This is a genomic window from Brevibacterium sp. UMB1308A, from assembly GCF_030230605.1.
Taxonomy (GTDB): domain Bacteria; phylum Actinomycetota; class Actinomycetes; order Actinomycetales; family Brevibacteriaceae; genus Brevibacterium.
Genome location: NZ_JASPDO010000026.1, coordinates 20,034 through 30,618, shown reverse-complemented (window position 1 = coordinate 30,618; position 10,585 = coordinate 20,034). Strand labels below are relative to the sequence as shown.

9 protein-coding genes and 1 pseudogene are annotated in these 10,585 nt (G+C 58.5%); 1 reads left to right on the top strand and 9 read right to left on the bottom strand.

The window, feature by feature from the left end:
* The 3 genes and pseudogenes from QP868_RS10300 to QP868_RS10290 all read right to left on the bottom strand — a co-directional run.
* Window positions 1-910: pseudogene (locus QP868_RS10300) on the bottom strand (hypothetical protein); the annotation flags it as partial.
* A 548-nt stretch (window positions 911-1,458) separates the two neighbouring features.
* Window positions 1,459-3,045 (bottom strand): AbgT family transporter, encoded by a 1,587-nt coding sequence (locus QP868_RS10295; RefSeq protein WP_284926472.1) that lies wholly within the window; start codon window positions 3,043-3,045, stop codon window positions 1,459-1,461.
* Window positions 3,046-3,136: 91 nt separating this feature from the next.
* Window positions 3,137-4,477 carry a M20 family metallopeptidase gene (locus tag QP868_RS10290; protein ID WP_284926470.1) on the bottom strand — a complete coding sequence of 447 codons (1,341 nt, stop codon included), beginning with the start codon at window positions 4,475-4,477 and terminating at the stop codon, window positions 3,137-3,139.
* Window positions 4,478-4,626: 149 nt separating this feature from the next.
* Here QP868_RS10290 and QP868_RS10285 point away from each other — a divergent pair, with 149 nt between their 5' ends.
* Window positions 4,627-6,117 carry a catalase gene (locus tag QP868_RS10285; protein WP_284926469.1) on the top strand — a complete coding sequence of 497 codons (1,491 nt, stop codon included), beginning with the start codon at window positions 4,627-4,629 and terminating at the stop codon, window positions 6,115-6,117.
* Here the strand turns inward: QP868_RS10285 and QP868_RS10280 are convergent.
* The 6 genes from QP868_RS10280 to QP868_RS10255 are packed head-to-tail and all read right to left on the bottom strand — an operon-like array spanning window position 6,095 to window position 10,577.
* Window positions 6,095-6,901, bottom strand: a complete 807-nt coding sequence (locus QP868_RS10280; RefSeq protein ID WP_284926468.1) for an SseB family protein — start codon at window positions 6,899-6,901, stop codon at window positions 6,095-6,097. The two genes, QP868_RS10285 and QP868_RS10280, sit on opposite strands and share 23 nt — an antisense overlap.
* Window positions 6,898-7,641, bottom strand: coding sequence for a bifunctional 1-(5-phosphoribosyl)-5-((5-phosphoribosylamino)methylideneamino)imidazole-4-carboxamide isomerase/phosphoribosylanthranilate isomerase PriA (priA, locus tag QP868_RS10275; RefSeq protein ID WP_284926467.1), 744 nt, complete (start codon window positions 7,639-7,641; stop codon window positions 6,898-6,900). Before priA ends, QP868_RS10280 begins: the two co-directional genes overlap by 4 nt.
* Window positions 7,638-8,261: an imidazole glycerol phosphate synthase subunit HisH gene (gene hisH / locus QP868_RS10270; protein ID WP_284926466.1), complete on the bottom strand. Its 624-nt coding sequence runs from the start codon at window positions 8,259-8,261 to the stop codon at window positions 7,638-7,640. The genes priA and hisH overlap by 4 nt, the downstream gene beginning before the upstream one ends.
* The gene (locus QP868_RS10265; RefSeq protein ID WP_284926464.1) at window positions 8,258-8,854 is read right to left on the bottom strand and encodes a hypothetical protein; all 597 of its coding nucleotides are present in this window, start codon (window positions 8,852-8,854) and stop codon (window positions 8,258-8,260) included. The genes hisH and QP868_RS10265 overlap by 4 nt, the downstream gene beginning before the upstream one ends.
* The gene (hisB, locus tag QP868_RS10260; protein WP_284926463.1) at window positions 8,851-9,450 is read right to left on the bottom strand and encodes an imidazoleglycerol-phosphate dehydratase HisB; all 600 of its coding nucleotides are present in this window, start codon (window positions 9,448-9,450) and stop codon (window positions 8,851-8,853) included. Before hisB ends, QP868_RS10265 begins: the two co-directional genes overlap by 4 nt.
* A complete protein-coding gene (locus tag QP868_RS10255) occupies window positions 9,447-10,577 on the bottom strand; it encodes a histidinol-phosphate transaminase (protein ID WP_284926462.1) in 1,131 nt (376 codons plus the stop codon). The genes hisB and QP868_RS10255 overlap by 4 nt, the downstream gene beginning before the upstream one ends.
* Between the last annotated feature and the right edge of the window lie 8 nt (window positions 10,578-10,585).

The window sequence follows — 10,585 nt, the reverse complement described above, 5'->3', positions numbered from 1 at the left end:
GACCAGTAAGACTCAACGTGGCTGTCCCGTCATCATTCACCCAATACGACACACCCCGGTTACGGCGGGCGTTCTCTACCTGGGTTTCAGGAGTCATAAGCATCGCGAGGATTTCATTGACGTGGCGCCTAAAGGTTTTCCACGGCACGTTCACGGGCTTGTTGGTGAGCATGTCATCAAACACCGGGATACACACCCCAGCACGAACAACCCTTCCAGCCGTATACAAAACCCGGTCAAAGCTGACCACACCCTGCTTTGCTAGTGCCCAGAGTTTAGGCATGAGCACGACCGCTGTCATGATCTTCCGTAACCGGGTTACCAACTGGGACCGTGTGCAATCTAAAAGCTTCGCCAACACGCCCTCGGTCGGGGTAGGCAACTCTTCTGCCACGCGTTCGACACTGGCCACTGTGGCCACCTCACCAGTAGGCAACACCACACACGCCACCACATCATCCACACCCACAGACCCAGAAACAGAAGCCGTGTGAGAAGAAGACGTAGACGATGATGCGGACGGGGCACCAAAAGCCAAACCAGAAGTGGACTGGGTGCCAGCAGAAGCACCAACCCGGTCGCTAGCAAAAGAGGTGGTCTGGGTGCCAGAAAAAGAAGAAGCATTGGTGTTGGAGTGTAAACCCTGCGCCACATCCGAGTGTGCAGTCTCGTTCGTTGCTCCGCCTGTGACGAGTGGGCCTGTGCCGGGGTTTGAGGTGAACACGGCGTGTAGACCGTCAGTGAAGTTATCCACTGGGGTGATGTGGGCGCTAATGACGGCTGCGACGGCTTCGGCTTGTTTCACCTGTGCTTCGTCCATGATGCGTGTGGTGGTTTTGACTGCTTCAAACAGTTCCGCGGCCGGGCCGTCGTGCATGTCGTTACGCGTATCCGCGTGTGTTGTGGTCATGTGGGTTCACCTCCTTGCTTTCTTCTATTCTATTTGTGTTCGATTGATGAGTCAAGGGTTTTGTTCATTTTGTTTCTATTTGTGTTCGAACGAGTGTTCAGTCGTGGAAACGAGAATCTTTAGGTTAAGGGAGACGACAAGCGCTCAGCTACGGGCGCAAAAAGCGTTCAGTGAAACGCACTCAGTTACTCAGGAGACAACGACCCTCGTTGTAGGCACCAAGACGAAGTTCGTAGACGAATACGACAGCCCGTTGCCGTTTTGGTAGGGCGGGGCATTCTGGTTCGGATTTTTAGCCGTTCGCGCCATGACGCATCAAACCTGTGCCTACTCCCCAGCCGGCCGTTACTCCATCAGAAGAAGTCAACCACCTCGGCGGACCCAAAACCTCAATCAACCGCCCCCATCCAAAGGCCACCCCCAACCAAAACCGCCCCACCCAACCACAACCACCCAACACGAAAGGGCGCCTCCCCTAACGGGAGACGCCCTTGCGGGTTAAGCGAACCGTGCACCTACAGGAACACGCTCTACAACAACCTGAGCCCTTACAGGAAGATGCCGTTTCCTGGTCCCAGCGGCAGATCCAGGAAGTACCACACCGCCAGCAACGCTGCCCACGTAATCCAGAACGGAATCACAAACGGCAACATGCGCGAAACCAAGGTACCGATTCCCGCCTCGGGCTCGTACCTACGCAACAGCCCCAGAATCACAATCATGTACGGGTTCAGTGGCGTAATCACCTGCGTCGCCGAGTCACCCACACGGAACGCCGCCTGCACAAACGCCGGTTCCAACCCAATCAAAGCGAACATGGGCACGAACACACCAGCCATGATCGTCCACATGGACGAACCGGAAATAATGAACAGGTTCAGCACACTGGCCAGCAGGATGAAGCCAATGATCACGGGGAACCCGGTCAGGTTCGCGGCCTTGAGCCCCTCGGCACCGGTCACCGCAATCCACGACCCAATCCCCGTCCAGTTAAACAGCGCAATGAACTGCCCCAGGATGAACGCCAGCACGAGGAAGCTAATCATGTCGATGAGTGCCTTGCCCATCATGTCGACCACATCGGCCATCTTGGTGACAGTCTTAACGACCACACCGTAGACCACACCCATCCCCATGAAGTAGATGAACACAATAAACGCGATCGACGACAACAGCGGCGACTTAGGCAAGAATGCGCCATCTTCGTTGCGCCACGGTGAGTCTGGAATCAGCACGGCCCACAGCAAAACCGCCGTCAGAATCGCACCGAAAATCAGCGACGCAATCAGTGCCTTCTTCTCAGCCGGCTTGAGGTACTGCGAGAGTTCCTCGCCCTCACCTTCGGCAGCTTCAGCGTCCTCCACCTTTTCACGCGGGGAGTTAATGCGTTCAAGCTGTGGCTCCAACACCCGGGAGATGATGAACCCACACACAATCGCCAACGCGATCGACGACGCAATGTTGAACCAGTAATTCGACACCGGGTTAACCGCAGCGTACTCCTGCCCCGGCAGGGTGTTCATGACCGAGGTGGTAATCCCTGCGAACAGAGCGTCCAGTGAGGTGGGTACGAGCGCAGTGGAGTAACCGGCGCCCACTGCCGCGAACCCTCCCAGCAGACCAGCCACCGGGTGACGACCTGCCGCCTTGAACACCAGCGCGGCAAGTGGCGGGATCACCACGAAGGCCGAGTCAGCCATGATGGATCCGGTCACACCGACGACCCCCACAGCGTAGGGCAACAGCCAACGTGGCGAAGATCCGAACGCCACGCGCACCATAGCCGCCAGCATTCCGGTCTTTTCAGCCACACCAACGGCCAGCAGAATCGGCAGAACCGTTACCAGCGGCGGGAAGCCAATGTAGTTGTCGCCCAGCATCGTGGTGAACCACGCCAGGCCCTCACCCGTGAACAAGCCCTTAATCGCAATCGTTTCTGGGCCTTCTTTTCCTGGCACCTCAACGGAGATGCCGGCCATCGCCATGGCAGTGGACACGACTCCGGTAAGGAGGAACAGGACTAGAAACAGGGTGAACGGTTCAGGAAGTTTGTTTCCGACTTTCTCGACGCCTTCGAGCATTCGCACGGACAGCGAAGGCTTTTCGTCTTTAGTCGAGTTGGTGGCACTACTCATTGTGTCTCCAAGGTTTGTAGGTCTATAAGTAAGAAGTTTTCGTGTTCAAGTGGATTGGTCTGTAATTAGTTAGTTTCGAATTAAATAATCGTCAGTTAAAGAAGTTGGGAACGTCCATCCGACCTCCGGCAGCTTCAAAGTCGGCAGTCACACTAGCGGCGAGCTCATCATCAAACAAGAAATCAGCAGCTGTCATGGCCAGGCCGTATGCCCCGTCCACAACGCCTTGCAACGCGCTCTCAGACCCAGAAGCCGCTTCAAACGCACGCGTGTGCAACGCCACCGACTCGTCTGAGATCTTGAGCAACGGGTGGATCCCGGGCACGCGATACGACACGTTCCCAAAGTCCGTCGACGCAGCAATCGATTCGTCAAGCACGCCCGCCGGCAACGGCGACCGTCCCACCGCATTCTGGTGCTTCACCCACCTGTCGGTCAGTGGCTGGTTCGTGCGAATCGGCAGACTTGGCGGGTGCACGTCCCATTGCATCTCGACTCCCGTACCCGTCATCAACGCCGCGCCTTGCGCTACGTCGTGCACACGCTCCGACAAATCTTTCAGCGTCTCCGGGAACTTCGACCGCACGTACACCTGCACTTGCGCTTCCTCAGTGACGATCGACGGGCGCGTGCCACCTTCCGGAATAACCGCGTGAATCCGGTCAATTGGCGGCATCTGCTGCCTCAGCAAGCCCAGCCCCTGGTAGAACAGGTTGGCCGCGTCCAGCGCGTTGCGTCCCATGAAGGGTTGCGCCGAGGCGTGTGCCGGCACTCCCTTGTACGTCACCGTAAGTGTGCGACGACCCAGCCATACTTGGTCGGCACAGTCGTATCCGTACCCATGGAGCATGATGGCCGCGTCGAGCGAGTCGAACGCGCCCTCCCGAGCCATGTACTCCTTGCCGGTGTGTCCCTCCTCAGCGGGTGTGCCCAGCAGGACTACCTTCCCCGGCAACTGCGCCTTCGCATGCGCCCTGGCAAGCACCAAGAACGCCCCCACCCCGGTCGCACAAATAACGTTGTGCCCGCACGCGTGACCGATTTCTGGCAACGCATCGTACTCTGCCAGGATTCCGATGGTGCGACCTCCATCACCCACCTCGGCGAGCACGGCGGTTTCCACCCCGTACACTCCCGTTTGCGCGTCTATGCCGTGCGCCCGTAGCAACTCAACGATCGCCTGGGCGCTCTCCCGCTCCTCAAACGCGGTTTCAGCCAACTGGTGAATTCGCGCAGACAATTGGTGCAGGTCGTCGGTTACCGTGTCCAACTCCTGCTTGACCACCTGCGCAAACGTGTCAGGCGCTCCCCCACCCCGAGGTGGTTCATACGTCTGCTGCGAGGCCCGTTCCGCGGTGGCACGGGCGATCTCGTCGGCGTAGTGCGTCGACGGTGGAATGGGCGCCGAAAGGTTCGTTCGTCGAAATTCCATGGTGTGATCCTACTCGCAGTACCCCGATTTTGGAACGACCGTTCGGTGCGTCTCACTCAGCGACATCACAGCAACCATTGATATACACCCGCGATCACCCAGCTGGTAGACTCGAACACCCAGTAGGTCCGCCACTACCAGGAGAGTTCATGGACAACTTCACGACCAACGACTTCGGAATCCCAGTTGGTTCGGACCGGCACTCTTTAACTTTGGGCCCAGATGGCCCCATCCTTCTTCAAGACCACTACCTGATTGAAAAACTCGCCCACTTTGACCGCGAGCGCGTGCCTGAACGCGTCGTTCACGCGAAGGGTGGCGGTGCTTTTGGAACATTCACGGTCACTGACGACGTATCTTCTTTCACGCGCGCGGCCGTGTTTCAGCCAGGTACTAAGACCGAGGTGTTGGCCCGGTTTTCGACAGTGGCCGGTGAGCAGGGCTCGCCTGACACGTGGCGCGACCCTCGCGGGTTCGCGCTGAAGTTTTACACCACAGAGGGCAACCTGGACATCGTTGGCAACAACACCCCTGTGTTCTTTATTCGTGACGCAATCCAGTTCCCTGACTTTATTCACTCGCAGAAACGCAGGTCGGACTCTGGCTTGCGTGACAACAACATGCAGTGGGACTTCTGGACGCAGAACCCAGCTTCAGCTCACCAGGTCACGTACCTCATGGGTGACCGAGGTGTCCCACGTTCGTGGCGTGAACAAAACGGGTACGGTTCACACACGTTCCAGTGGATCAATGCACAAGGTGAACGTTTCTGGGTGAAGTACCACTTCCTTTCCCAACAGAAGTCTGCGTTCGTTGAAAAGTACGGCCACGAAGGTTTCTCGCAAGACGAAGCCGACCAAATGGCCAGCGTGGACGCCGATTTCCACCGCCGCGACCTCTTCGAAGCGATCCAAGAAGGCAACTTCCCCAGCTGGGACCTTGAGGTTCAGGTGATCCCTTATGAAGAAGGGCTGAACTACCACACCAACATTTTCGACGTGACCAAAACCGTGTCGAAGAAGGACTACCCACGAATCAAGGTGGGCACCTTAACGCTGAATCGCAACCCAGAAGACTTCTTCGCTGAAATCGAGCAGGCTGCATTCTCGCCGTCCTCGCTGGTTCCTGGCACCGGACTGTCACCAGACAAAATGCTCATGGGACGTCTGTTCAGCTACCCAGACACTCACCGTCACCGGATCGGCCCCAACTACGCGCAACTGCCCGTGAACAAACCACGCGCAGCCACCAAACGTAGCTACAGCCGTGACGGCGCCATGACGCACGAAAACTACCCCAAAGAAATGGGCGAATACGCGACCAACACGTACGGTGGCCCACAGGCTGACCCCGCACGAGTCACCGAACAGAACATCACCGCGTTCTCGGGTGATGCAGTGCGCGCCGCCGCCACCCTGCGGGAAAACGACGGTGACTTCAATCAGGCAGGCGACCTGGTGCGCAACGTCCTCGACGACGCTGCTCGCGACCGCCTCGTGGGTAATATCGCCGGGCACGTCATGGCCGTGACAGATGACCAGCTACTCCCCCGCATCTTCCAGTACTGGCGCAACGTTGACGCCGAACTGGGCGCACGTGTGGAGTCCGTAGTAACCGCTACGCGCGCTGAGCGTCAGTAAAACTCATGGTGAGCGAGTCAACCAGCTCCACAACGTGCTCGGTTTGACTCAGCTCCCCATTAAACGCCTGCACTTCCTGTGACTGGGGCTCCCGATTCACGCGGACGGTGAGGGACACCTCGGGACCGGACATGACCACGTTCGCTGAGCCTACGCCCACGGCCACTGACTCAATCCAACTGTGGTGCCCGGCTACCTGCGCAACCGCGTTGACCACCTGCGGGTTGGCCCACGCTGGCGTCCAATCTTTCCCCTGGAGCCACGCCCACAGAGCTGGCCGGCGGATCAGGAAGGCCCGGTCGCTTCCCGGGTCAAGTACCACGAGCTGTGCGCCTTCTTCAACCGCGGCAGCCCCTAAGCGTTCGGCTTGAGTGGGCACCGGCCGAGCCTGCGCGTGCCACCCAGTCAACGCGGGGATGTCGGTGAAAGCTGGGGTGCATTCACGGCCATCCGCGGCAGCCAAGCGCACCATAGCCATTTCGCTCTTGTTGTCATGAACGAGCCCCCGTTCGTCAGTTGTGTGCTCGACGGCCGTGGGCAGCACCGGCGCGTATACCCGCTTTTCGTGTAGCGCTCCAATGACTTGTTGGTGAAGCGCAGGCTCAAACGGGTTCGCATGAACAGCAGCGAGAGCGTCGAGGAGCTCCTGGTCAGCTTCGCCCGTGTCACCGGAAAACGGGTTGGGTTTGAGGTCTCGCCCAGCCCACGGAGTGCCCGCGGAGTCGGTTGTGTTGGCGGGGGTTTCGCCCATGCCTCCGGCCTCGCGTTCGTGTTTCTGGCTCATTCGCTGGCGACGTCCAGAGCTTCCGGCAGTGTGAACTTTCCGGCGTACAGTGCCTTTCCAACGATCGCCGAGTCGACTCCCACCGGCACCAGCTCACGCAGTGCGGCGATGTCGTCCAGCGACGAAATTCCGCCTGACGCCACGAGAGGCTTCTGGGTCTTTTCCGCGATCTGTTTGAGCAGTTCCGTGTTGGGGCCCCGAAGGGTTCCGTCCTTGGTGACGTCGGTGACCACGTATCGTGAGCATCCTGCTTCTTCAAGGGCTGCGAGCACTTCCCACAGGTCGCCACCGTCACGGGTCCACCCGCGAGCAGCCAGGGTTGTTCCACGTACGTCCAGGCCAACCGCGACCTTGTCCCCATAATCGTTGATCACCTGTGCGGTCCATTCCGGGTTTTCAAGCGCTGCGGTGCCAATGTTGACGCGTTCTGCACCCGTGTCAAGCGCCCGTTCGAGGCTTTCGGTGTCCCGGATTCCACCTGATACCTCAACCTTGATTGATAGGGATTTTGTCACCTGTTCGAGCAGCTTCTGGTTGGATCCGCGTCCGAACGCAGCGTCGAGGTCAACCAAGTGGATCCATTCGGCACCTTGTTCTTCAAACGTGCCGGCGACTTCGATAGGCGAGCCGTATTCGGTTTCGGTGCCCGCTTCCCCTTGCACCAGACGAACCGCGCGACCGTCGGATACGTCAACGGCGGGCAGTAGGGTCAGTTTCGCTGAGTCTACGAGGTTGGTCATTGCTTCTCCTTGCTGCGAACGTGCTTCAGCCAGTTAGTTAAGAGTGTGAGTCCAGCGTCGCCCGATTTTTCCGGGTGGAACTGGGTTGCCCAGGTGGGTCCGTCTTCCACAGCCGCGATGAACTGTTCGCCGTGGGTGCTTGTGGTGTTGAGCGCTCCGGGCACGGGTGTGTGTGCCGCGTATGAGTGCACGAAGTAGAAGTGTTCGTTTTCGACGCCTGCGAACATTGCTGACCCTGGCGCCGGGGTGACGGTGTTCCATCCCATATGTGGGACTACTGGAGCGTTGAGGTGAGTGACCGTGCCCGGCCACAATGCCACGCCCGAGGTGGTAATCCCGTGCTCTGTCCCGGATTGGAAGAGGATTTGCTGGCCCACGCAGATGCCCAGAGTGGGTTTGTTCTGTTGGTGGCGGGTTCGCACAATGTGGTGGCCTTCCACACGTTCGAGAGCCTCCATGACTGCGTTGAATGCTCCGACCCCAGGGATCACCAGACCTTCTGCATCCAGCGCGGCGTCACGATCACTTGTGAGCGTGACGCGCGCTCCTGCTGATTCGAGCGCGCGGACTGCGGATCGGACGTTTCCCGATCCGTAGTCCAGCACCACCACCTGTGTCATGAGCGTCTCGCTAGCAGTGCATTGATGCGGTAGAGCGAGAACCCAAAGATCAACGATGCGACTACGACACCGGCCCATGCGATTGGGTTGATGTTGAGCGCCACGAGTGCACCGAGCACGATTCCAACGAAACCGACGAGCGCCACGACCATCCATAGCAACGCAGTGCGCGCAAGGGCTGCGCGTTCGGGCGTCATGGTGGCTGCCGATGCTTCGTATCTGGTCATTGCGGTGACGTCAATAGCACCCTCAGCGTTTTCAGGTTCGACCGATTCGAGTAGCACCTTTTCGACGATTTCTGGAAGGTTGTTCAGCGCCAGTCCGGCTGGCACATCGGCTTCGCGTTTCCCGTTGCGGTAGTGCCCGGCGTCGATATGCTCATCGGCGCGGGTGAGCAACAGGACTTCGTGTTTGCCGGCCAGTTTGGAAATCGCCGAGGCCGCCCGGTTTCCTTCCTCGGTTGAGGATGACTGCTGTACAACTGCGGAAAAATCGCCCACTGGGACGACGTACCCGTCGATGTTGTTGAGCTTGCACGCAGCGGCAAGCTGTTTGGGCAATCCAAACGGGGTGACGATGACAGTTCGGCTCACAGGGCTCCTTTTGTGGACGGAATGGCGTCGGTGCGCGGGTCAGTTTCAACTGCTGTGCGCAGTGCTCGCGCGAAAGCTTTGAACTGCGCTTCGGCAATGTGGTGCGGGTCGCGTCCCGCTAGCAAGGTGACGTGAGTTGTCAGTCCCGCCGAAACACTCAGCGATTCTAACGCGTGCCCTACCATTGACCCAGTGAAGTGCCCGCCAATCAAGTGATACTGCTGGCCTTCGGGTTCACCCGAGTGGACGAAGTACGGTCGCCCTGAAATATCGACCACTGCCCGGGCCAAGCTTTCATCGAGTGGAACATATGCGTGCCCGTACCTGCGGATTCCAGCCTTGGTGCCCAGCGCTTCCTTGAGCGCTTGACCTATCACGATCGAAGTGTCCTCCACAGTGTGGTGTACATCGATGTGGGTGTCACCGGATGCGTTGATGGCCATGTCGATGCACGAGTGTTTAGACAGTGCCGTGAGCATGTGGTCGAAGAAGGGAACGCCTGTGGAGACTGTTGAGGTTCCCGTGCCGTCGAGGTTGAGCGTGACGGTGACGTCAGATTCCGAGGTGGTTCGAGTAACCGTTGCTGTGCGGGTCATGCCTGTCCTTGGAGGTGAGGGTGGGTGCGAGTCACTTCTGTGATCGCGCGGATAAACTCCGTGGTTTCGAAGTCAGTTCCTGCGTTAACGCGCAAGTGTCCGGGGATACCGTTGTTCCGCACCAGGACGCCGTGTGCGAGGAGCTCTTCGAACATGGCCTGCGGGTCTGTGATGTTTCCGAACATCAGGAAGTTGGAGTCACTTGGCACGACCGAGTACCCCAGGCCAGTCAACGCTTGGCTCATGGCGTTGCGGGATTCGATCAGGCGTTCCACGTTCGCCAGAAGCGCTGGCGTGTGTTCAAGCGCTGCGCACGCTGCCGCCTGAGTCAGACTTGATAGATGATACGGCAAGCGCACCAAGCGTAGAACATCAATGAAATCAGGGTGTGCCACGGCGTATCCGACTCGCGCACCGGCAAATGCGAACGCTTTACTCATGGTGCGTGAGACGACCAGCCGAGGATTGTCTGGAAGAAGGTCCAGGGCAGTTTGAAATCCAGGCCGCGCGAACTCTGCGTAGGCTTCGTCCACGATGACGATTCCTTCCGTTTCCTGCAATACCGCTTCTACCACCTCAAGCGGTGTCGAACACCCGGTGGGGTTGTTGGGGGTGCAGATAAACGTGACATCTGGTTTTTGCTCGCGTACTTCACGGACTGCGGTGTCTACATCTAGCGTGAAGTCTGCGTTACGTGAGGCCTTGATCCATGTGGCGCCCGTTGAGGTTGTGATGAGAGGGTGCATCGAGTAACTAGGCTCAAATCCAAGGCCGGTACGCCCTGGTCCGCCAAATGCTTGAACAATGTGTGACAGCACTTCATTTGAGCCATTTGCCGCCCAGATCCATTCGGGCGGAATCTGTGTGAGGGCACCGTTGCCCTGCTTTTGCAGCACTGTCGACAGGTACTGCGACAGAAGCTCGCGTAGTCGCGTGAACTCACGATCAGGGTAGCGATTGAGATGTTGAAGCTGTTCTCCAATGTTCTTTTGCAACGCCTCAACAACAGCAGGGGGAACGTCATATGAGTTCTCGTTGACGTTGAGACGCACGGGCACGTCGTGCACCGGCGCACCATAAGGCTTTGCGCCGCGCAAATCGCTTCGAACCGGGAGATTTTCAACCACGCCTTGAG

Excerpts from the sequence above, each read along its gene's own strand:
- QP868_RS10295 (WP_284926472.1), bottom strand. The coding sequence starts at position 3,045 with ATGAGTAGTGCCACCAACTCGACTAAAGACGAAAAGCCTTCGCTGTCC.
- QP868_RS10290 (WP_284926470.1), bottom strand. The coding sequence starts at position 4,477 with ATGGAATTTCGACGAACGAACCTTTCGGCGCCCATTCCACCGTCGACG.
- QP868_RS10285 (WP_284926469.1), top strand. The coding sequence starts at position 4,627 with ATGGACAACTTCACGACCAACGACTTCGGAATCCCAGTTGGTTCGGAC.
- QP868_RS10280 (WP_284926468.1), bottom strand. The coding sequence starts at position 6,901 with ATGAGCCAGAAACACGAACGCGAGGCCGGAGGCATGGGCGAAACCCCC.
- priA (WP_284926467.1), bottom strand. The coding sequence starts at position 7,641 with ATGACCAACCTCGTAGACTCAGCGAAACTGACCCTACTGCCCGCCGTT.
- hisH (WP_284926466.1), bottom strand. The coding sequence starts at position 8,261 with ATGACACAGGTGGTGGTGCTGGACTACGGATCGGGAAACGTCCGATCC.
- hisB (WP_284926463.1), bottom strand. The coding sequence starts at position 9,450 with ATGACCCGCACAGCAACGGTTACTCGAACCACCTCGGAATCTGACGTC.